16 protein-coding genes are annotated in these 21,488 nt (G+C 72.1%); 6 read left to right on the forward strand and 10 right to left on the reverse strand.

Features of this window, described 5'->3' with window-relative positions; all coding sequences use genetic code 11:
• Positions 1-2 precede the first annotated feature (2 nt).
• The 4 genes from DB033_RS13080 to DB033_RS13095 all read right to left on the reverse strand — a co-directional run bounded on the left by DB033_RS13080 (position 3) and on the right by DB033_RS13095 (position 7,871).
• Positions 3-2,186 (reverse strand): MMPL family transporter, encoded by a 2,184-nt coding sequence (locus tag DB033_RS13080; protein WP_111767064.1) that lies wholly within the window; start codon positions 2,184-2,186, stop codon positions 3-5.
• Between the two features lie 401 nt (positions 2,187-2,587).
• On the reverse strand, positions 2,588-4,462 hold the full coding sequence (locus DB033_RS13085) for a phosphoenolpyruvate carboxykinase (GTP) (RefSeq protein WP_111767065.1): 1,875 nt from the start codon (positions 4,460-4,462) through the stop codon (positions 2,588-2,590).
• A 450-nt stretch (positions 4,463-4,912) separates the two neighbouring features.
• Positions 4,913-6,283, reverse strand: a complete 1,371-nt coding sequence (locus tag DB033_RS13090) for a TldD/PmbA family protein (RefSeq protein WP_111767066.1) — start codon at positions 6,281-6,283, stop codon at positions 4,913-4,915.
• 49 nt (positions 6,284-6,332) lie between these two features.
• Entirely contained in the window at positions 6,333-7,871 is a 1,539-nt protein-coding gene (locus DB033_RS13095) for a TldD/PmbA family protein (RefSeq protein ID WP_111767067.1), read from the reverse strand.
• Positions 7,872-8,003: 132 nt separating this feature from the next.
• Here DB033_RS13095 and zwf point away from each other — a divergent pair, with 132 nt between their 5' ends.
• The 6 genes from zwf (at position 8,004) to DB033_RS13125 (ending at position 14,265) form a co-directional block, all read left to right on the forward strand.
• Positions 8,004-9,500 carry a glucose-6-phosphate dehydrogenase gene (zwf, locus tag DB033_RS13100; RefSeq protein WP_170315538.1) on the forward strand — a complete coding sequence of 499 codons (1,497 nt, stop codon included), beginning with the start codon at positions 8,004-8,006 and terminating at the stop codon, positions 9,498-9,500.
• Positions 9,501-9,584: 84 nt separating this feature from the next.
• Positions 9,585-10,655 carry an alpha/beta fold hydrolase gene (locus DB033_RS13105; protein ID WP_111767068.1) on the forward strand — a complete coding sequence of 357 codons (1,071 nt, stop codon included), beginning with the start codon at positions 9,585-9,587 and terminating at the stop codon, positions 10,653-10,655.
• Positions 10,652-11,617 (forward strand): alpha/beta hydrolase, encoded by a 966-nt coding sequence (locus DB033_RS13110; protein ID WP_111767069.1) that lies wholly within the window; start codon positions 10,652-10,654, stop codon positions 11,615-11,617. Before DB033_RS13105 ends, DB033_RS13110 begins: the two co-directional genes overlap by 4 nt.
• 66 nt (positions 11,618-11,683) lie before the next feature.
• Complete coding sequence (locus DB033_RS13115) at positions 11,684-12,340, forward strand: LON peptidase substrate-binding domain-containing protein (protein ID WP_157970668.1); 657 nt, start codon at positions 11,684-11,686, stop codon at positions 12,338-12,340.
• Between the two features lie 214 nt (positions 12,341-12,554).
• Positions 12,555-13,511, forward strand: coding sequence for an ABC transporter ATP-binding protein (locus DB033_RS13120; protein ID WP_111767071.1), 957 nt, complete (start codon positions 12,555-12,557; stop codon positions 13,509-13,511).
• Positions 13,512-13,515: 4 nt separating this feature from the next.
• Positions 13,516-14,265: a hypothetical protein gene (locus DB033_RS13125; protein ID WP_111767072.1), complete on the forward strand. Its 750-nt coding sequence runs from the start codon at positions 13,516-13,518 to the stop codon at positions 14,263-14,265.
• Between the two features lie 69 nt (positions 14,266-14,334).
• Here the strand turns inward: DB033_RS13125 and DB033_RS13130 are convergent, their stop codons facing one another.
• From DB033_RS13130 to DB033_RS13155, 6 genes are read right to left on the reverse strand one after another with little or no spacing between them, the layout of a single operon-like run.
• Complete coding sequence (locus DB033_RS13130) at positions 14,335-15,843, reverse strand: aldehyde dehydrogenase family protein (protein ID WP_111767073.1); 1,509 nt, start codon at positions 15,841-15,843, stop codon at positions 14,335-14,337.
• Between the two features lie 40 nt (positions 15,844-15,883).
• On the reverse strand, positions 15,884-16,978 hold the full coding sequence (locus DB033_RS13135; protein ID WP_205843796.1) for a LacI family DNA-binding transcriptional regulator: 1,095 nt from the start codon (positions 16,976-16,978) through the stop codon (positions 15,884-15,886).
• Positions 16,975-18,171, reverse strand: a complete 1,197-nt coding sequence (locus DB033_RS13140; protein ID WP_111767474.1) for a fumarylacetoacetate hydrolase family protein — start codon at positions 18,169-18,171, stop codon at positions 16,975-16,977. Before DB033_RS13140 ends, DB033_RS13135 begins: the two co-directional genes overlap by 4 nt.
• Positions 18,172-18,197: 26 nt before the next feature.
• Entirely contained in the window at positions 18,198-18,998 is an 801-nt protein-coding gene (locus DB033_RS13145; protein ID WP_111767074.1) for an enoyl-CoA hydratase/isomerase family protein, read from the reverse strand.
• Between the two features lies 1 nt (position 18,999).
• A complete protein-coding gene (locus DB033_RS13150) occupies positions 19,000-20,124 on the reverse strand; it encodes a type 2 periplasmic-binding domain-containing protein (protein WP_111767075.1) in 1,125 nt (374 codons plus the stop codon).
• On the reverse strand, positions 20,121-21,413 hold the full coding sequence (locus DB033_RS13155) for a CaiB/BaiF CoA transferase family protein (protein ID WP_111767076.1): 1,293 nt from the start codon (positions 21,411-21,413) through the stop codon (positions 20,121-20,123). The genes DB033_RS13150 and DB033_RS13155 overlap by 4 nt, the downstream gene beginning before the upstream one ends.
• Positions 21,414-21,488 lie beyond the last annotated feature (75 nt).

The following is a 21,488-nucleotide window of genomic DNA, read 5'->3' on the forward strand; positions in this document are numbered from 1 at the left end:
GGTCAGCGCAGTGCGCCGACCGGCTGCGGACGTCCGTCGTCCACAGCGGCGTGCTCCTGCAGCGCCGAGCCCTCGACGTCGAGCACCGGGAGCCACCGCAGCCAACCCGGCAGCCACCACGCCTTCTCGCCCAGCAGCGCCAGCGCCGCCGGGACCAGCACCATCCGGACGACGAACGCATCGACCAGGATGCCCACGGCCAGCGCGAAGGCGATGGACTTCAGCGTCGGGTCGTCGCCGGAGGCGAACCCGGCGAAGACCCCGAACATGATCAGCGCGGCGGCGACCACGACCGGCGCCGCCTGCCGGAAACCGTTGCGGATGGCGGCGACCGGCGCGTCGCCGTGACCGTGGGCCTCGTGCATCCGCGACACCAGGAACACCTGGTAGTCCATCGCCAGCCCGAACAGGATGCCGATGACCAGGATCGGGGCCAGCGCGATCAGCGGCCCGGTGGTGGTGACGCCCATCAGGCCGGCGAGCCAGCCCCACTGGAAGACCGCGACCGCCGCGCCGAGGGCGGAACCGAGGGTCAGCAGGAAACCGAGGACGCCGACCAGCGGAACCAGCAGCGACCGGAAGACCAGCACCAGCAGGATGAACGCGAGACCGACCACGAGCACCAGATAGACGGGGAGCGCGCCGTCGACGGCCGCGGTCACGTCGACGCTGACCGCGGTGGTTCCGGTGACCGAGACGGTGACACCGGGCGTTCCGGCGAGGGTGTCGCGCAGGGCGCCCACCAGCGTCTCGGTCTCGGTCGTGCTCGGTCCGGACTTCGGGACGACCGTGAGCAGCGCGGCGGTCCCGGCCGCGTCGGGGACCGGGGGTGAGACCAGGGCGACGTCGGGCAGCGCGGTGATGGCGGCCGTGGTGGCGGTGGCCGCCGCGGCGGCACCGGCACCCTCGAACAGCACGGTGAGCGGGCCGGTGAAGCCGTTCCCGAACGCGCCGGTGAGGAGCTGGTCGGCGCGGGCCTGCGTGGTGTCGGCCTCGGCGGCGGGCACCAGCGTCGTCTGCATCGACAGCACCGGCACGCTGAGGACACCGAGGGTGGCGACGGTCAGCACGACCGCGAGCACCCGGTGGCGGGTCACCCCCTGGACCCACCCGGCGAGGACACCACGGTCCTTGCGGATCGGCGCCGAGGCCCCGGCGGTGCCGGTGCGCTCCCGTTTCGGCAGCGCCCGGCGCCCGAGGAAGCCGAGGGCGGCGGGAACCAGGGTGACGGCGACGAGGACCGCGACGACGATGGTCGCCGCGGCCGCCAGGCCCATCTGGGTCAGGAAGGGGATGCCGACCACGGCCAGACCCGCCAGCGCGATGACCACCGTGACGCCGGCGGTGACCACCGCGGAGCCCGCGGTGCCGACCGCGGTCGCGATCGCGGCGCCGACGTCGGAGCCGTGCCGCAGCTCCTGACGGAACCGGCTGACGATGAACAGCGCGTAGTCGATGCCGACGGCGAGGCCGAGCATGCCGGCCAGCGCCGGGGTCGTGCTGGCGAGGTCGATGAACCCGGTCGCGATGGTGATCCCCGCGACGCCCAGGCCGACGCCGACCCCGGCGGTGAGCAGGGTCATCCCCGCGGCGACGAGCGAGCCGTAGGTGAGTGCGAGCACCAGCAGCGCGACGACGATGCCGAGCGATTCGCCGACCGGCTGGTGCGCGGGCCCGGCGGCGACGGCCTGTCCGGTGACCTCGGCGGTGAGGCCCGTGGTCCTGGCCTGGTCGACGGCGGCGGTCAGGGCGTCCTGGTCGCTCGCGCTGACGTCGCCGGCGGCGGCGACGAAGGTGACTGTGGAGTACGCGGTGGTCCGGCCGGGATCGATCGCCGGCGCGGTGGGCGACAGCGGGTCGCTGGCCGCGACGACGCCGGGCAGCTTGCCCAGGGCGTCGACGACACCGGCCACCTTGGCGGCGTTGTCGGGCGTGGTCAGCGTCTGCCCGGCGGGCGCCTGCAGGACGACGGTGGCGGTCGCTCCCGAACCGGTGCCGAACTCGGAGGTGATCCGGTCCAGCGCGATGGTGGATTCCTGGCCGGGGATCGAGAAGGTGTTCGACGTCGTCCCCGCCAGCGTCGTGGCGCCCACCGAGGCCGCGATCAGCAGGAACAGCCAGACGAGGACGACCGCCAGGCGGTTGCGGTGCGCGAACGCGCCGAGTCGGGAGAGCAGGCGAGCCATGGGTTCAGGCCTCCGGGGAAGGGAACAGCGCGGAACGACGCGGGATCTGGCGGGGCACCAGGTACCGACCGGCCGGCCGCCTTCGGCCCGCCCGTCACGGAGGAGACGCCGTCGGTCACGTTCCGTCACGCGAGACCGATCGGTTCCTCACCCGGTGACCGGCACGCCGCGCCCGCGGCCGCGGTCACGGCCGGAGTCGTCGGCGACCGGCCCGCGGGTCCGGATCCGAGCGCCCGGGCTCCCGCGACCGGCCCGGAACGCGCGAAACCGGGCCGACGACGGTGTCGGCCCGGTTTCGCGGGTCACGTGTCCGGGCCGACGACGGTGGCGGCCCGGTCACGGGTGGGGGGTGTGTGTCCGGAGCGGCGGCGCTGACGCCCCGGGTCACGACACCCGGCGGGCTACTCTGCCAGCCGGGACTCCAGTGCCGCCAGTTCCTCGCGCAGCGCGCCCGGAACCGTGTCACCCAGGAACTGGAACCACTCCTTGATGAGCGGTACCTCGGCGCTCCACTCGGCCCTGTCGACCCGGGTCGCCTGCTTGACCTGCGCGGAGGTCAGGTCGAGTCCGTCGACGTCGAGGCCACCGGGCGTGGGGATCTTCCCGATGGCGGTGGGCTCCGCGTCGGCGGTGCCGTCGAGACGGTCGACGATCCACTTCAGCACGCGGGAGTTCTCGCCGAACCCGGGCCACAGGAAGCCGCCGTCGGCGTCGCGACGGAACCAGTTGACGTAGAACACCTTCGGCAGCAGCGCGGCGTCGGTGCGGTCGGCCATGCTCAACCAGTGGTCCAGGTAGTCGCCGGCGTCGTAGCCGATGAACGGCAGCATCGCCATCGGGTCGCGCCGCACCACACCCACCGCGCCGGTCGCGGCCGCCGTCGTCTCCGACGACAGGGTGGCGCCCATGAACACGCCGTGCTGCCAGGAGTAGGCCTCGGCGACGAGCGGGATGGTGGTCTTGCGGCGGCCGCCGAAGATGATCGCCGAGATCGGCACGCCCTGCGGCGAGTCGTACTCGTCGGCCAGGATCGGGCACTGCGTGATGGGCGTGCAGAACCGCGAATTCGGGTGCGCGGCGGGCTGTCCGGCCGAGGGCAGGGTGTTGCCGTCGGTATCGAGGCCGGAGGGGGTCCACTCCCGACCCTTCCAGTCGGTGAGGTGCGCGGGCGCCTCCTCGGTCATGCCCTCCCACCAGACACCGCCGTCGTCGGTGGCGGCGACGTTGGTGAAGACGGAGTTGCCGGCGGCGATGGTGCGCATCGCGTTCGGGTTGGTGTGCCATCCGGTGCCCGGCGCCACCCCGAACAGGCCGAACTCGGGGTTGGTGGCGTAGAGCCGGCCGTCCTCGCCGAAGCGCATCCAGGCGATGTCGTCACCCAGCAGCTCGGCCTTCCACCCCGGGATGGTCGGCTCGATCATCGCCAGGTTGGTCTTCCCGCACGCGCTGGGGAACGCCGCCGCCACGTAGCGGACGTCGTTCGTCGGCCCGGTGAGCTTGAGGATCAGCATGTGCTCGGCCAGCCAACCCTCGTCGCGCGCCATCGCCGAGGCGATCCGCAGCGAGTAACACTTCTTCCCCAGCAGCGCGTTCCCGCCGTACCCGGAGCCGAACGACCAGATGGCGCGCTCCTCGGGGAAGTGCGAGATGTACTTCGTGTCGTTGCAGGGCCACGGAACGTCCTGCTCACCCTCGCCCAGCGGGGCGCCCAGCGAGTGCAGCGCCTGGACGTAGGGGCCGGTGCGCTCGATGACGCGCAGCGCCTCGGTGCCGACACGGGTCATGATGCGCATCGAGCCGACGACGTACTCGGAGTCCGTCAGTTCCACGCCCAGCTTCGGGTCGGCCGCGTCCAACGGGCCCATGCAGAACGGGATGACGTACATCGTCCGGCCGGCCATGCACCCGCGGTAGAGCTCGGTCATCAGCGACTTCATCTCCGCCGGTGCCATCCAGTTGTTGGTCGGACCGGCGTCCCGCTCGGCGACCGAGCAGATGAACGTCCGGTCCTCGACCCGGGCGACGTCCGTGGGATCGGACTCGGCCAGGTACGACCCGGGGATGGTCTCCAGCTCGGTGAAAGTCCCTGCCGCGACCAGCTTCTGCGCCAGGGTCCGCCACTGCTCCTCGCTGCCGTCGACCCAGACGATCGCCGCCGGCGTCGTCAGCGCGGCGACCTCGGCCACCCACTGCGCGAGTCCCTCGTGGGTGGTGCCGGTGACGGCGGGTGCCGGGGCGTTCGCGGTGGACTGGGGCGAGGCGATGACAGCGGTCATGGCGAAGGTTCTCCTCGGTGGCGGGGGTACGGGATGGCGTGCCCGACGTCGTCGGCGGGGGAGCGGGAGGTCCGGGCGGTGTTCTACCGGAGGTGATGAACGACCTAACCACGTCGAATGGCGCACCACGATGCCTGAATATGTCGGACAGCCCACAGAATCGAGAAAGTAGATCGATTCAGAACGTCATGTTCGATTTTGTTTGTTCGCTTTCGTTTGATCTTGGGCTGGGATGTCCGACCTGCGGTAACGACTGTGGGCCAGCTCGCAGTCACACATCAACGACCACAACGGACACAAGTCGGCGCCCGTCGGTCATCCTGTGGCAGCATCCCGTTCACCATCTTTGTCAGGACAAAGAATGGGCACGCCGAAATGCTCGCGGATTCTCGCGGGCCATTCGGGAATGATCCGGAATCATTTCCGGATCGTGGGTGGGCCGGGACCGGCTCAGCGGGCCTGTGACACCGAGGACATGTTGAACCCGTCGACCCGCACGGCGGGCATGGATGTGCGGGTGAACCAGTCCGACCACTCGCGCGGCAGTGTCCGCTCCGACGCGCTGACCTGCCGCGCCTGCCGGAGGACGTCCAGCGGCGACATGTTGAACCGGAAGTTGTTCACCGCGCCGACGATCTCGCCGTTCTCCACCAGGAAGACGCCGTCCCGGGTCAGTCCGGTGAGCAGCAACGTCATCGGGTCGACCGTGCGGATGTACCAGAGCGAGGTCAACAGCAACCCACGTTCGACTCCGCGGACCAGGTCGGTGGGCGACAGCGCCGGGTCGCCGCCCGTCAGCAGCAGGTTGTCGGCGGGCGGCCGGAACGCCGCACCGTATTCGCGCGCCGATGCCCGGGTGTGGATCAGGCCGCTGATCACCCCGTCGGAGACGAGCTCGGAACGGTCCACCGGCGCGCCGTTGTCGAACACCGAGACCTCGTCGCCCGACCCGGCCGCGACCACGAACGGCGCCGACCGGATCGGATCCACGGTGGGATCGGAGAACAACGTCAGCGGCAGCCCGGTGAGCCGCTCCCCCAGCTTGGTACCGCCACCGGGGGCCGAGAACGCGGAGCGCCCCTCGTACGCGGGCCGCGCACCGGCCGACCACGCCTGGTAGATCAGCAGATCGGCCACCGCGGTGGGCGGCAGCACGGTGTCGTACCGGCCCGCCGGCAGGTCGATCGCCCGCTCGGCCCAGCCCAGCCGCTCCGACAGCGCATCGGCCAGCCCGGCGACGTCCACGTCGGTGAAGTCGTCGGTGGACCGGCCCGCCCACGCCGAGCGGGCCAGATCGGCCGACTTGGCGTTGACCTCGACGGTGCCCGTGGGCTGGACCCAGCGCCGGCGCAGACCCGTCGACGACCCCAGGTACAACGTCGCCGTCTCGTGCCGGGCGAACCCGTAGAGGATCTGACCACGGCTGGTGGCCGCGTCGAAAGCCGTTGCCAGCGAGGGGATCAAGGTGTCGTAGACGCCGAACCCGGACGGCGCCGGCGGCAACCCGAAGTCGTCGTCGGCGGACCCGGTGACCAAGTCCGACGCGTCCCGGGCCGGACCGGCGTCGCGGGCCGACCGCTCCGCGGCACGGACGGCCGCCTCGATGTCGGCGGGGTCGGCGGACGTGGACTCGACGGTGCCGGCGGACTCCCCCACCACGGCCACCACGAACCAGCTCAACGCCTCGGTGGCGCCACTGGTGGTCACCGTGTTGTTGGCCCACCGGATGTTGGCCGTCCGGAGGCTGGTGACCACCACGATGCAGCCGTCGGTCCGGGACGCAGCCAGCGCGCGTTCGACGATCTCCTGGGGGGTGCTCACGGCCGGCTCACCTTCGTCTGAATGGGTCACTGCTCGACTCCCGGCCCGCTCACGCGGCACCTTCCTCGACGGTGTTGAGCACGTTGATCCCGCGGAACCGGGCCGACGGAGTGCCGTGCGACACCGCGGCGACCTGGCCCGGCTGCCCCTTCCCGCAGTTGAAAGCACCGCCGAGCACCCACGTCTCGGGTCCACCCACGCCGTCCATCGACCCCCAGAAGTCGGTGGTGGTGGCCTGGTAGGCGACGTCCTTGACCTGGCCGGCGAGCTCGCCGTTGCGGATCCGGTAGAACCGCTGCCCGGTGAACTGGAAGTTGTAGCGCTGCATGTCGATCGACCACGACTTGTCGCCCACCACGTAGATGCCGTCCTCGACGTCGGCGATCAGGTCGGCGGTCGAACCGCCGTCGGGGCTCGGCGCGAGCGAGACGTTGGCCATCCGCTGGATCGGGGTGTGCCCGGGCGAGTCGGCGAAGGCGCAGCCGTTGGACCGGGGCAGACCGAGCCGGCGGGCGAAGACGCGGTCGAGCTGGTAGCCCACCAGCGTGCCGCCGCGGATGATCTCCCACTGCTGGCCCGCGACGCCGTCGTCGTCGAAGCCCACGGTGGCCAGCCCGTGCGGGACGGTCCGGTCGCCGGTCACGTTCATCAGAGCGGAGCCGTAGGCGAGGCTGCCCAGCTGGTCGGGCGTGGCGAAGGAGGTCCCGGCGTAGGCGGCCTCGTAGCCGATCGCCCGGTCGTACTCGGTGGCGTGACCGATCGACTCGTGGATGGTCAGCCACAGGTTCGACGGGTCGATCACCAGGTCCGTCCGGCCCGCCACCACGGTCGGCGCCTTCGTCTTCTCCGCGAGGTGGCCGGGCAGCGTGGCGATCTCGGCGTCGAAGTCCCAGCCGCCCGCGCCGGTGACGTACTCCCAGCCGCGGGCCGTCGGGGGTGCCGTCGACGCCATCGTCTCGAACGCACCGGAGTCCGGATCGACCGCGACGGCCTCGAGCTCGGGCTGCACCCGGACCCGCTGCTGGGTGGTCACGGTGCCCGCGAGGTCGGCGTAGAACTTGTTCTCCTTGACCAGCTGCACCGCGGCGGTGGCGTGCGCCACCCCGTCGGCCGCGGCGAGCCGCTCGGTCCGGTCGATCAGCAGCGCGACCTTGTCCGCGGTCGGGATGCTCCACGGATCGATCTCGTAGGCGCTGACCCAGCTGACGTCGGCGTACACCGGCTCGTCCGCCCGCTCGACACGCTCCCCGACCACCGATCGCAGCGCCCGCGCGACCTCGACGGCCTGCCGGCCGGCGGCGCGGACCGCGTCCGGGTCCAGCCGGTGGCCGGCGGCGAACCCCCAGGTGCCGTCGACGACGACCCGCACCGCATAGCCGACGGTGACACTGTCGGCGGCCGTCTCGACCTGACCGTCCCGCACCGAGATGTGCTGCGAACACAGACGTTCCAGCCGGAAGTCGGCGTGCTCGGCGCCGGCGGCCCGGGCGGTGGAGAGGGCGGCGTCGGCGAGCCGGCGGAGCGGCAGGGCCAGGAACTCCGGGTCGACGTCGTGCTGCGAGGGCGTGCGGGGACGGTCGGGAGCCACGGACCCACCCTAGCCACCGCGTCCCGGCCCGGCGCGGCGGCGACACCGGGCGGCGGCCCCGGACGGCGGACCGGGCACCGGCGTGCCCAACCCCGGGAACCCGGACCGCCGTCCAGGTGGGACCATCGGTACATGGCTGAGATAACCGCGCAGACGATCGCCTACCCCGCCCTCGGATCGCGGCCCTCGCGCCGGGACGCCGAGCACATCGACCCGCACGTCGTCACCCTGTTCGGCGCGACCGGCGACCTGGCCCGCCGCAAGCTGCTGCCCGGGCTCGCCCACCTGGCGTTGTCCGAGCTGGCCCCGGACATCCAGGTGGTGGGCACGTCGCTGGAGGAGTTCGACGACGCCAGCTTCCGCGCCTTCGCCCGGCAGGCCATCACCGAGTTCGGCACCCACACGCTCAGCGAGGAGCAGTGGGAGACCTTCGCGGCCAAGCTCTGCTACGTCCCGCAGTCGGCCGGTCCCGAGGCGCTGGCCGCCGCGGTCGAGCAGGCCGAGGCCGCCCTCGGACCCGACGTGCGGCGGCTGCACTACCTGAGCGTCCCCCCGAAGGCCGCACTGGCGGTGATCACGATGCTGGAGGACGCCAAGCTCGTCGAGCGCTCCCGCATCGTCATGGAGAAGCCGTTCGGCACCGACCTGGAGAGCGCCGTGGCGCTCAACGCCGAGGTCCACCAGACGTTCAAGGAGAGTCAGGTCTTCCGGATCGACCACTTCCTGGGCAAGGAGGCCGCGCAGAACATCCTGGCGTTCCGCTTCGCCAACGGCCTGTTCGAGCCCATCTGGAACCGCAACTTCATCGACCACGTGCAGATCGACATCCCCGAGCAACTCGGGCTGGACCGCCGGGCGGGTTTCTACGAGTCGACCGGCGCGTTCAAGGACATGGTGGTGACGCACCTGTTCCAGGTGCTCGCCTTCGTCGCGATGGAACCACCGACGGCGCTGGAGCCCCGGGCCATCAGCGAGGAGAAGAACAAGGTCTTCCGCTCGATGCTGCCGATCAACCCCGCGGAGGTGGTCCGCGGGCAGTACCAGGGCTACCGCCGCGAGGACGGCGTCGCCCGGGAGTCCGACACCGAGACGTTCATCGCCATGAAGGTGGCCATCGACAACTGGCGCTGGGCGGGGGTGCCGTTCTACCTGCGGACCGGCAAGAAGATGGCGGAGGGCCAGCGGATCATCTCCATCGCCTTCAAGGAGGCGCCGAAGTCGATGTTCCCGGCCGGCTCCGGTGTGGGGTCACAGGGGCCCGACCACCTGACCTTCGATCTGGCCGACGAGAGCAAGGTGTCGCTGTCCTTCTACGGCAAACGGCCGGGCCCGGGGATGCGGCTGGACAAGCTGTCCATGCAGTTCTCCACCCACGACACCGAGCGCGCCGGTGACGTCCTGGAGGCCTACGAGCGGCTCATCCTGGACGCCATGCGCGGGGACCGGACGCTGTTCACCACCGCCGAGGGCATCGAGAGCCTCTGGGAGCGGTCGATGCCGCTGCTGGACGACCCGCCCGAGGTCAAGATGTACCCGCCGGGCAGCTGGGGACCGAACGCCATCCACCAGCTGATCGCCCCGCACGCCTGGCGGCTGCCGTTCGAGCGGGCCTGGCGCGGACCGCGCTGACCGTCGCCGCCGGGCGGACGGCCGGCGTCCGCCCGGCGGCGGGCACCCTTGACCGGCCGCACCGGCCCGGCCAGGATGCAGCGCATGGATCTGCTGCCCGGTGTGCGCTCCGTCCAGGTCGACACCGAGCGGCTGCGGGTGCACCTGCTGGAGAGCGGTCCCGCGGACGGGGTGCCGCTGGTGCTGCTGCACGGGAATCTGTCGACCGGCCGGTTCTACGAGCACCTGATGCCCCGGATCCCGGACACCTACCGGGTTCTCGCGCCGGACATGCGTGGCTTCGGCGACACCGAGCCACTGCCGCTGGACGCCACCCGCGGCCTCACCGACTGGGCCGACGACCTCGCCGCCCTGCTGGACGCTCTCGGGATCGACCGGCCACCGCATCTGGTCGGCTGGTCGACCGGAGCCGCCGCCATCACCGCGTTCGTCCGGACCCGGCCGGCCGCGTCGCTGACCTTCCTGGATCCGGTGTCGCCGTACGGCTACGGCGGTGTCCGCCGCGACGGCACACCGAACGCCGACGACCACGCCGGGTCGGGCGCGGGCAGCGTCAACCCGCAGCTCGTCGCGTCGCTGGCCCGCCACGACGACGACCCCGGGAATCCGTTCTCCATCCGCAATGTCATGCGCTCGCTGTTCTTCGCGCCCGGGTTCACGCTGCCGGCCGAGCGGGAGGACGTCCTCGTCGCCGAGATCCACAAGACGCTGCTGGGTGACGACGGCTATCCCGGTGACGCCGCCACCTCACCGCACTGGCCGGGGGTCGCGCCCGGGGTCCGCGGGATCGCCAACGCGTTGTCGCCGAAGTACTGCCGCTGGGACGACATCGTGGACCTCGACCCGAAGCCGCCGGTGCTGTGGACGCACGGCGCCCTGGATCTGGTCGTGTCCGACGCCTCGCCGTTGGACTTCGGGGTCCTGGGTGCGCAGGGCCTGGTGCCCGGCTGGCCGGGTGCGCACGAGTTCCCCGTGCAGCCTCAGGTCACCCAGATCCGGGACGTGCTGCAGCGCTACGCCGCCGCCGGCGGCAGCGTCCGCAGCGAGATGTTCGAGGGTTCCGCCCACGGCCCGTGCATCGATGCCGAGGACCGCTGGCTCGCGGTGCTGCTCGCCTTCCTCGCCGACGTCCGCGCCGTGGACACCGTGTCGTGACCGGGACGGACCGGTACCGCACCCTGGACGTGCCGGTGCGCGGCGGTGAGCTGCGGCTGGGCGTCTGGGAACCGGCCGGCGCCGACGGCCGGGCACCCACGGTCGTCGCCGTGCACGGGGTGACCGCGTCGCACCGCTGCTGGTCGATGGTGGCCGACCGGCTGCCGCAGGTGCGGATCGTCGCTCCCGATCTGCGCGGCCGTGGCCGCTCCGCCGGCCTGCCCGGGCCGTACGGGATGGCGGGTCACGCCGACGACATCGCCGCCGTGCTGGACGCGCTCGAGGTTCCGACGGCCACGGTGGTCGGCCATTCGATGGGCGGTTTCGTGGCGGTCGCGCTGCGCAGCCGGCACCGGGCGCGGGTCCCGGCGGTCGTGCTGGTGGACGGGGGCCTACCGCTGCCGCCCGGCCCGCCGGGTCTCACCGACGACGAGCGGTCGACCGCGCTGCTCGGACCGGCCAAGGCCCGGTTGACCATGACCTTCCCCGACCGCGCGAGCTACCGCGACTTCTTCCGCGCGCACCCGGCGTTCGCCGGTGGGTGGAACGACGCGGTGGCCGACTACGTCGACTACGACCTCACCGGTGCCCCGCCCGAGCTGCGGCCGTCCACCCCGGTCGCGGCGTTGACCGCGGACACGGCCGACCTGTGGGGCCGGTGGTTGCCGGCCGCGCTGGACGACCTGCCCGTCGGTACCACGGTGTTGCGGGCACCCCGCGGTCTGCAGGGTGAGGAGCCGGGGATGTACCCGCCGGAATGGGCCGGCTCGGTCGTCGCCGGCCGGCCCTCGCTGACCCTGCGCGACGTGCCGGGCGTGAACCACTACACGATCCTGTTCAGCGACCGCGGCGCCGCGGCGGTCGCGGACGCCGTGCGGTCGGCCGTCGGTACGGTCTCCGCGGCTGAGCGCGGAGCCGGCGAGCCGTCGGCGTGGGACTCTTCACCGGCCCCGGACCCGTGACGCACAGCTGACGTCTCCCGACGAGCGACCCCCGACGCCCACCGGCCGACGAGGCACACTGGATCCGTGGACCTGCCCATGTTCCCGCTCGGCAGTGTCCTGCTGCCCGGCCAGCTGCTGCCGCTGCACATCTTCGAGGCGCGCTACCAGGCGATGCTCGAGCACTGCCGGGAGCACGGCGACGAGTTCGGCGTGGTGCTGATCGAGCGCGGGCACGAGGTGGGCGGCGGGGACATCCGGTCCGACGTCGGCACCGTGGCCCGCATCCTGGACGCGCACCTGGCCGCCCCGGGGCACTGGACGGTGGTCGCCGCCGGTGTCCGCCGCATCCGGGTCCGCCGCTGGCATCCCGACGAACCGTGGCCGCACGCCGACGTCACCCCGCTGGTGGACACCGACGAGGGACCGGTGGACGCCCTCGGACGCAACGTCGGCGAACGCTGGACGGGGGTGCTGAACCGGCTCACCGTCGTCGCCGACATCGCCACGACCATGGGCGACGAGTCCTACGCCGGCATGCCCGACGTGGCCGACGACCCCCGGCTGGGCAGTTTCCAGGTCGCGGCGCTGTCGCCACTGGGCGCGTTCGACCGGCAGAAGATCCTGGCCACGACGAGTCTGGACCGGCGCATCGACCTGCTGATCGAGATGCTCGACGACGTCATCGTGACGCTGCGGGCGGCGCGGACGCTGGGTGGCGACGCCAGTCCCTTCGCGGGCTGACCCCGCAGGGGTGGTCCCTGACCACGGGTCGGTGCGCCCCCGACGGCGGCCGGGGTCGTCTCCCCCGCGCGGCGGACACCACGACACGACCTTCGACCGATGAAACCCCGGCGCCGATACGGCAGAGTTCTCGCCGGTGACGGACCCGGGAACGGAACGGCACCACACCGACCGGCACTCCCGCCACCGATCACCTCGCAAAGGGGATGACACCATGATCGAAGCCGTAGGCCTCACGAAGAGGTACGGCGCCACGCTGGCGGTGGACGACCTGTCGTTCAGCGTCCGACCGGGAGTCGTCACCGGCTTCCTCGGACCCAACGGCGCGGGCAAGTCCACCACGATGCGGATGATCCTCGGGCTGGACAACCCGAGCGCCGGCCGGGCGCTGATCGACGGCGTCCCCTACTCCCGGATCAAGAACCCGCTGACCCGCATCGGCTCACTGCTCGACGCCAACTGGATCCACCCCAACCGCAGCGGCGGTGCCCATCTGCGCTGGATCGCCGCCTCCAACGGCATCCCGCGGTCGCGGGTCGACGAGGTGCTCGACACCGTCGGTCTCACCGCGGTGGCCGGCAAGGGCGCCGGGAAGTACTCGCTCGGCATGAAGCAGCGCCTCGGCATCGCTGGTGCCCTGCTGGGCCGCCCCGAGATCCTGATGTTCGACGAACCGGTGAACGGCCTCGACCCCGAGGGCATCCTCTGGATCCGCAACTTCATGAAGTCGCTGGCCGCCGAGGGCAAGACCGTGCTCGTCTCGAGCCACCTGCTGTCCGAGATGGCCCTCACCGCCGACCATCTCGTCGTCATCGGCCGGGGGAGGCTGATCGCGGACTCGTCGACGAAGGACTTCATCGCCAACGCGACCTCGAGCTCGGTCCGGGTCCGCTCCCCGCAGCTGGCCCGGTTGCAGGAGGTCCTGGCCGGTGCCGGCATCCAGACGACCGCCGACGCCGACGGTCTCACCGTCGGCAACGCCCCGATCGAGCGGATCGGTGAGCTGGCCGCCGCGAACGGCCTGACTCTGCACGAACTGTCGATCCGACGTGGTTCGCTGGAGGACGCCTTCATCAGCCTCACCGGTGGCGCCGTGGAGTACGCCGCCCACCCCGACGCCGGTCACGGCACCACCGCAGCCGCGCTGCCCGGCTCGCCCGAAGGAAGGTGAACCGATGTCGCTGATCACCGTCGAACGCATCAAGCTCTTCTCCACCCGCTCGCCCTACTGGTGTCTCGCGCTGGTGCCCGTGCTGGGCCTGGGCATCACGCTGCTGGTCTCCCTGGTCGACCGCGGCTCGGCGGCGTCGTTGGAGACCAGCCAGGCCTGGGTCAACTTCGCCATCTCGATCGTGATGGTGATGGCCGCGCTGTCCGTCACGACCGAGTACCGGTTCGGCACCATCCGCAGCTCGTTCCTCGCGGTGCCCTCGCGGTCGGGCCTGCTGCTGGCCAAGTGCGTGCTCCTCGCCGTCCTGTCTTTTCTCATCGTCGAAGTGACGTCCGTGGCCAGCTACCTGCTGGCCCGGGCGGTGCACGGCCCGGGCTCGACGGACGCGGCGTTCGCGTTGACGTCCTCCACCGACTACCGGGTGATCTGGGGTCCCGGGGTGATCGCGGCGGTCGCGGCGGTCCTGGCGATCGCGGTCGGCATCCTCATCCGGCAGTCCGCCGGCGCCATCGCGGTCGTGCTGCTGTGGCCGTTGCTCGTCGAGAACCTGTTCAACCTCTTCGGCGACTTCGGCCGGGACCTGCAGCCGTGGCTGCCGTTCAGCGCGTCGACCGCGTTCTACAGCGGCGACAGTGGCTTCGGGCGGGCCGCCGACGCGGCGCCCAACTGGTGGCAGGGCGGCCTGGTCTTCCTCGGCACCGCCGTCGTGCTGCTCATCCTGGCCCTGGCGTCGGCGAAGCGCCGCGACGCCTGAGTCGGACACCGCCGCGATGCCCGCCCCCGGAATCCTCCGGGCGGCGGGCATCGTCGTGCCGGGACCCGATCAGACCGGCAGCGTCAGCACGCCGTCGATCCGGCGCGGGATCCCCGCGTCCGCGTCGCGCAGCTCCCGCGGCAGCGCCGCCTCCGGGGCGTTCTGCCAGGCCAGCGGGCGCAGCCAGCGGCGCACCGCGGTCACGCCCACCGACGTGTGCTGGGAGTTGGTGGCCGGCCAGGGGCCGCCGTGCTGCTGGGCCCAGGAGACGCGCACCCCGGTCGGGTAGCCGTTGTGGACCAGCCGGCCCGCGAAAGGCGCCAGCGCCTCGAAGAGGTCGGCCACCACGTCGGTCTCGGTGGGCTCACCGTGGACCGTGGCGGTCAACGACCGCGGGATCCGGCCCACCGCCGCGGTGACCTCGCCGAGGTCGGCGTACCGCGCGACGACCAGCAACGGCCCGAAGCACTCCTCCGCCACCTCGGCGGTCATCGCCACGGCCGTGGTCTCCAGGAGCGTCGGCGGCACCGTGAACCCGCCGTCCGCCGCCGGTTCCGCGGCGCGGGCGAGCGGCTCGGCGCCGGCTCCGCGCAGACGGTCGGCGATGTCGTCGAAGGACGAGCGGATCCGGGCGTTCAGCAGGATGCCGGGATCCGCCGCGGTGGTACGGGTCGCGAGCTCGGCGACCAGCGCGTCACCCGCCTCACCGTCGGGCACGAACGCGATCCCCGGCTTCGTGCACAGCTGGCCGGCCGAGCCGGTGTAGGAGGTGAAGAGGCCGGCGGCGATCTCGGCGGGCCGGGCCGCGGCGGCCCCCGGGGTGACGATCAGCGGGTTGATGCTCGAGAGCTCGCCGAAGAACGGGATGGGCTCGTCCCGGGTGCCGATCGCCGCCTGCAGCGCCTCCGCCGCACCGAGGGATCCGGTGAAGCCGACGGCCCGGATCGCGGGGTGCTTCACGAGCTCGGTCCCGGCCTGCTGGCCGTACACGATGCCGACGGTGCCCGCCGGGGCGCCGGCGGTCCGGCACGCCGCCGCGAGCGTCTCGAAGGACAACTGCGACGTGCGCGGGTGCGACCCGTGGGCCTTGGCGACCACCGGGCAACCGGCCGCGATGGCCGACGCGACGTCCCCACCGAGCACCGAGAACGCGAACGGGAAGTTGCTGGACCCGAACACGGCGACCGGCCCGATCGGCACCAGCATCCGCCGCACGTCGGGCTGCGGGCCGAGCGGGGTGTCCGCGGCGTGGTCGATGGCCGCCTCGACGTACGAGCCCTCACGGACGGCGGCGGCGAAGAGCCGGAACTGGAAGGCGCTCCGGCTGAGCTCGCCGTTCAGCCGGACCGGTCCGAGACCGGTCTCGGCGTCCGCAACCGCGACGAGTTCGGTCCGGGCGCGTTCGACGGCGGTGCCCATCGCGTCCAGCAGGTCGGCGCGGAACGCCCTCCCGCGCCACGAGAGTGACGCCGCCGCCGCAGCGGCGGCCTCGGCGATGACGGACACCGACGCCGTCGGGGTCGGCTCGATCGTCGTGGCAGCGCTGACACCGGAGCGCGGATCGGTGGTGGTCAACATGGTGGTCTCCTGACAGGGGGGGCGCGCGGGGGCGCGGGGTTCACGCGCTCTCGCGCGCGACGATCGAGAAGTCGAGGTCGACGATGCTCACGTCGGAGGTCCGTCCGGACATCCGGTCGAGCAGGACGGTGCCGGCCACGGTGCCGATCCGCCGGTTGGGCACCGAGACCGTGGTGAGGGTGGGCAGCAGGTGACGGGCCAGCTCGAAGTCACCGAAGCCGGTGACCGCGAGGTCGTCGGGGATCCGGATGCCCCGGCGGGCGGCCTCCAGGATGGCGCCGGCGGCGAAGACGTCGCTGGCGAACAACAGCACGTCGGTCTCCGGGTGCAGTGACCGGGTCATGTGCAGCAACAGCCGCCCGGTGTCCAGGTCCACTTTCTGGGTCCCGGAGTCGACCACCCGGACGGGCTCGCCGGGGAACAGCTCGGGAACCGCCTCGATGAACGCGTCCCGGCGGCGGGCCGCGCGGAAGTCGCCGGTCTGCAGCGACCCGGCGAAGGTGGGATGGCGGTAGCCGCGGTCGGCGGCGTACTGGACCACGGCCCGGGCGGCGTCGCGGTTGGAGAAGCCGACCACGGAGTCGATGGGCGTCTCGCTCATCTCCCAGGTCTCCACCGTGGGCACCCGCGACTCCTGGAGCATCCGGGTCGTCCGGTCGGTGTGGGTGGTGCCGACGATGAAGAAGCCGTCCGGCCGCCGGCCCAGGAACGCCCGGACGAGGTCCTCCTCGTGGTCGGGCCGGTATCCGGTGGAGCCGATGAACAGGTGGTAGCCCGACGGCGCGAGCACCTCCTCCAGGCCGTGCAGCGCGTCGGCGAACACGCTGGCCGAGACGTCGGGGACGATGGCCGCCACGGTCATGCTGCGGTTGGACGCCAGGTTGGAAGCGGCCAGGTTCGGGACGTAGCCGGTGGCGATGATGGACCGCCGCACCCGCTCCAGGGTGTGCACCGAGACCTGCTCGGGGGCGCGGATGGACCGGGACACCGTCTGCGGGGACACCTGCGCGTGCCGGGCGACGTCGTCGAGGGTGACGACGTGGGTGGAGCGCCGGGTGGGTCGGGAGGCGTCGACCGGCTCGTCGGTCGCCGCCGGCCCGGGGGCGGTCACCGGACCGGTCACCGCAGCGGTCACAGCAGGCTTCGCGCGGCGAGGTTGCGCATCAGGGACCCGATCCCGAACTCCCACGGGTCACACTCCTCGCTGGCCTGGACCTGGTTGACCAGCGTACCCAGCTCGGCCGACGAGATGGCGACCACGTCGCCCTGCCGGTGGGTGAACCCGCGTCCGGGCTCGGCACGGTCGTCCACCGGCGCGAACATGGTTCCCAGCATCAGGATCGCGCCGTCGGGGTACTGGTGGTGGCGTCCCATCAACTGGGCGACCAGGTCGGCGGGGTCGCGGCTGATCTGCGACATCCTGCTGGTGCCCCGGACCCGGAACCCGTCGACGCCGAGGATGTCCAGGGACACCACCATCGAGCGCACCGTGTCCAGGTCGAAGGTCGCGTCGAAGAGGCGGATGAACGGCCCGATGGCACACGAGGCGTTGTTGTCCTTGGCCTTGCCCAGCAACAGCGCGGAGCGCCCCTCGATGTCGCGCAGGTTCACGTCGTTGCCCAGGGCCGCACCGCGGATGCGCCCGCGTGAGTCCACGACGAGGACGACCTCGGGTTCGGGGTTGTTCCAGCTCGACGTGGACAGCACCCCGACCGCGGTGGCCGTGCCGACGGCCGCCATCACCGGCGCCTTGGTGAAGATCTCGGCGTCGACGCCGATCCCCACCTCCAGGTACTGACTCCACAGGCCCTCGGCCACGAGATACTGCTTCAGCGACTGGGCCTCCGCCGACCCCGGGGTGAGATCACCGAGCTCGACACCGATCTCGGACAGGATCTGATCACGCATGGCGGCGGCGGCGTCCGGGTCGCCGTGCACCCGCTCCTCGATGACCCGCTCGATCATCGACACCGCGAAGGTGACCCCGGCGGCCTTCACCGCCTGCAGGTCGATGGGCGCCAGCAGCCACGGCCGCTCCGGGTTCCGGCCGGCGGGCGGGGTGTTGGCCAGCAGCTCCGCCAGCGAGCCGATCCGCTCCCCCGCCGCGCCGCGGGCCGCTGCGGCGGGGTCGTCGGTCTCCATCAGGTCGCGGACCGTCGCGAACGAGGCTGCCAGGTCGAACACCCCGTCCGCCCGGATCAGCACCGGTGACGGGCCACCGTGCTCGGGTCGCCAGACCCGGCCGACGAGGGTGCCCGCGCAGCCGTCGTCGGGCAGGGTGGTCGGGATGTCGGGGGCGAGAACCGGTCGGTCGGTGGTGGTCGTCATGGGGGCGGACTCCTCGGTGGGCACGGTCAGCGGCGGTGGAACGTGGCCGGACGCTTCTCGGCGAAGGCGGCGCGGCCCTCGTCGGCGTCGGCCGTGGCGAAGGTGACGGTCTGCAGGTCCCGCTCGTACCGGATGGCCTCCTCCTGCGGCAGGTTGTACGCCGCGCGGAGGTTGGCCTTGGCGGTCTCCGCGGCGATCGGCGGCCGGGAGGCGATGACGGCGGCCAGTTCCCGGGCCCGCGGCAGCAGCCGCTCCGGCGGGACGATCTCCGAGACCAGTCCCCAGGTCAGCGCGCGGGCGGCGTCGATCGGATCACCGGTCATCAGCATCACGGCCGCGTTACTGGCACCGATAGAGTGCGCCAGGAAGGTGCTCATCCCGCCGCCGCCGATCCAGCCGAGCTTGATCTCGGGGGCGGCGAAGGACGCCGTCTCGGAGGCGATCCGGATGTCGCAGGTCATCGCGGTCTCGAGGCCGCCGCCGAAGGCGTAGCCGTTGACCGCGGCGATCAGCGGCTTGCGCAGCCGGCGCAGGGCGTCGCAGTAGTCCTCGCGGTTGCGGAACTGCCAGGGCGTGGCGTACTTGTCCAGCGTCCGGATGTCCGACCCGGCGCAGAACGCCCGGTCGCCGGCCCCGGTCAGGATGACCGCGCGGACGTCGTCGTGGTCGTTGGCCCAGGTCATCGCGACGACCAGCGCGTCGGACATCTCCTGGGTCACCGAGTTCAGCTTGCGCGGCCGGTCGATCGTCACCACGGCCACCAGACCGTGGAGTTCCAGCCGGATCTCGTCGGTGCCGAGATCCGGGAGCGCGGGGTCAGTCGTCATGTCAGACCTTCTCGGGGAGGGTGCGGGCGAGGCTGTGCCGGTACCGGTCGCGCAGTGCGGCCAACCCGGCCCGCGGCGGGGTGGTGCCGTCGACGATGTCGCGGACGACCGCCGACGCCTCCGTCTGGAAGCGGATGAACCCCGCGTGCCGGGGGCGGACCCAGGCGTCGGAGACGGTCGCCAGGGTTGCGCGGTAGAACCCCGCGGCGGATTCGTCGAGGTCGGGATCGAGCCACGCGAGGCGGGCGCTCGGCTGGCCGTCGTGCTGTGGGATGAACCGGGTCTGGGCGAGATCACCCATCAGCCACTCGATGTGGCGCACCAGCTCGGGAGTGACCACCGCCCGGCGGGACAGCGCGAGCCCCGTACCACCCAGGGTGGACCCGTGCCGGCCACCGGCCGTGGCGACCGGCGCGTCGCTGAACCGGACGTCGGCCGAACTGTAGGTGACGTAGCCGTAGACCAACGGGCAGTAGGCGATGTCGGTGGTGCTGCGCAGCCGTTCGAGCAGGGCGATGGGGTTGGCGACGGCGGTCCCGGCGGGCGCCCGCCGGGCGAGCTCCGACATCAGGTCCAGCACCGTCAGGGCGACCTCGTCGGAGACGAGATCGTCTCCGTCGCAGGGCTCGTCGTGGGCCGCACAGATCGAGGCGAAGGTCAGGTAGGCGTGCGGGCCGGCCAGCGACAGGGCCACCGGCACCTCCGCCGAGAGCGCCCGGACCTCCTCCCAGGTGTGCGGCGGCGCAGCCAGCAGCGCCGTCCGGCTCACCGCGACCTGGGTCGCGGCGTCCAGCGGCACCGCCCACTGCGCCCCGGCCACCGCATAGGACGCGAACGACGGCCCGACGGCGGCCGACCGCCACCGGGCCAGCACCGCCGGATCGACCACGGTGTCCAGGGCGATCAACGAACCGTGCTCCAGCGCCTCCCCGAGATGCGGGTGATCGAGCACGATGAGGTCGTGATCGCGGGCCAGCTCGTCGATCGGGAACGACTCGAAGTGCTCGAGACTGTGCGCCTTCCAGACGATGTCGAGGCCGGAACCGGCGGCACGCTCGCGGTCGGCGGCGGCGACCAGGGCGTTGCGCCCCCGCGGGTGGTCCCAGGTGATGCCCGCGTACCTCACGCGGGCCCGCCCTGGCCGGCCGGGGCGACGCCGGCGGCCGGCATCGTGTCGGGCGTGGCCTCGGCGGCCGCCGGTTCCGCGGCGACCACCCCGCCGTCGACCAGCTGCTCGATGCGCTCCGGGGCCACCCCGAGCTCGGTGAGGATCTCCCGGGTGTGCTCGCCGGCCAACGGTGCGCCGCGGTCGATGCGCGGCGGGGTGACCGACATCCCGTACGGGAACCCGGGGGTCCGGATCCGGCCCTCGGTGGGGTGGTCGTACTCGATGAACGTACCGTTGTGGACGATCTGCGGATCGTCGACGAGGTCCTGGTAGTCGTACACCGGACCGGCCCAGATGCCGACCGCGTCGAACGCCTCCAGCCACTCCGCGGTGGCCCGTTCGACCAGCCGGGCGGCGGTCCGCTCGTAGATCTCGTCGCGGTGGGTCCAGCTGTCCACCTCGGTGTCCATCGACAGGAACGAGTCCTCACCGATGACCTTGCCGAGCAGCGGGAGCTCGGGCATCGCCAGCGCGAGAAAGCCGTCGGAGGTGGCGAAAGCGCCGTAGGGGGCGCGGATGTAGACGTGGGCGTGCGGCTGCTGCCCACGGGTCTGCGCCACCTGGCCGACGGTGAACACCGACAGCTCCTGCATCTGCAGCGTGGTGATGGCGTCCAGCATGTTGACCGTGACGAGCTGGCCCTGGCCGGTGCGCTCGCGGTGGAACAGGGCGGCGAGCACCCCCTCAAACGCCGTGGAGGCGGTGACGGCGTCCACGAGGTACTGCCCGGCCGGCTGCGGCGGCGTCCCGTGGCTGCCCGCGGAGAGCATCGCACCGCTCATCGCCTGCAGCAGCAGGTCCTGCCCCGGACGGTTGCGGTACGGGCCGTCCTCGCCGTAGCCGGACATGCTGACGTAGACCAGGCCCGGATTGATCGCCCGCAGCGTCTCGTAGTCGACCCCGAGCCGACCCGCCACTCCGGGGCGGTAGTTCTGCAGGAAGACGTCGCTGGTGGCGACGAGGTCGTACAGGATCGACCGCCCCTCGTCGCTCTTCAGGTCGACCGCGATGGACCGCTTGTTCCGGTTCAGCGACAGGAACGACACGTTGATCCGGTTACCGGTGGCACCACCGGCCGCGGCGTGCCGCTGCCACTCGCCGGTGATGGGCTCGACCTTGATCACGTCGGCGCCGAGGTCGCCCAACCGCTGTGCGGCGAACGGCCCGGCCATCGCGATCGAGCAGTCGAGCACGCGGACGCCCGACAGGACCTCCGGGGCGGCGGTCGGTGCGGCAGGTTCAGTCATCTGATGTCCGTTCGGAGCAGGTGTTCGGAAGCGATGGCAGCGCTGCCATCGCGGTAGCAGCGCAGGGGCGGAGGT

The sequence above is a fragment of the Nakamurella deserti genome, assembly GCF_003260015.1.
Lineage (GTDB): Bacteria > Actinomycetota > Actinomycetes > Mycobacteriales > Nakamurellaceae > Nakamurella > Nakamurella deserti.

Excerpts from the sequence above, each read along its gene's own strand:
- DB033_RS13155 (WP_111767076.1), bottom strand. The coding sequence starts at position 21,413 with ATGACTGAACCTGCCGCACCGACCGCCGCCCCGGAGGTCCTGTCGGGC.
- DB033_RS13085 (WP_111767065.1), bottom strand. The coding sequence starts at position 4,462 with ATGACCGCTGTCATCGCCTCGCCCCAGTCCACCGCGAACGCCCCGGCA.
- DB033_RS13120 (WP_111767071.1), top strand. The coding sequence starts at position 12,555 with ATGATCGAAGCCGTAGGCCTCACGAAGAGGTACGGCGCCACGCTGGCG.
- DB033_RS13125 (WP_111767072.1), top strand. The coding sequence starts at position 13,516 with ATGTCGCTGATCACCGTCGAACGCATCAAGCTCTTCTCCACCCGCTCG.
- zwf (WP_170315538.1), top strand. The coding sequence starts at position 8,004 with ATGGCTGAGATAACCGCGCAGACGATCGCCTACCCCGCCCTCGGATCG.
- DB033_RS13140 (WP_111767474.1), bottom strand. The coding sequence starts at position 18,171 with ATGACGACCACCACCGACCGACCGGTTCTCGCCCCCGACATCCCGACC.
- DB033_RS13145 (WP_111767074.1), bottom strand. The coding sequence starts at position 18,998 with ATGACGACTGACCCCGCGCTCCCGGATCTCGGCACCGACGAGATCCGG.
- DB033_RS13080 (WP_111767064.1), bottom strand. The coding sequence starts at position 2,186 with ATGGCTCGCCTGCTCTCCCGACTCGGCGCGTTCGCGCACCGCAACCGC.
- DB033_RS13105 (WP_111767068.1), top strand. The coding sequence starts at position 9,585 with ATGGATCTGCTGCCCGGTGTGCGCTCCGTCCAGGTCGACACCGAGCGG.
- DB033_RS13130 (WP_111767073.1), bottom strand. The coding sequence starts at position 15,843 with ATGTTGACCACCACCGATCCGCGCTCCGGTGTCAGCGCTGCCACGACG.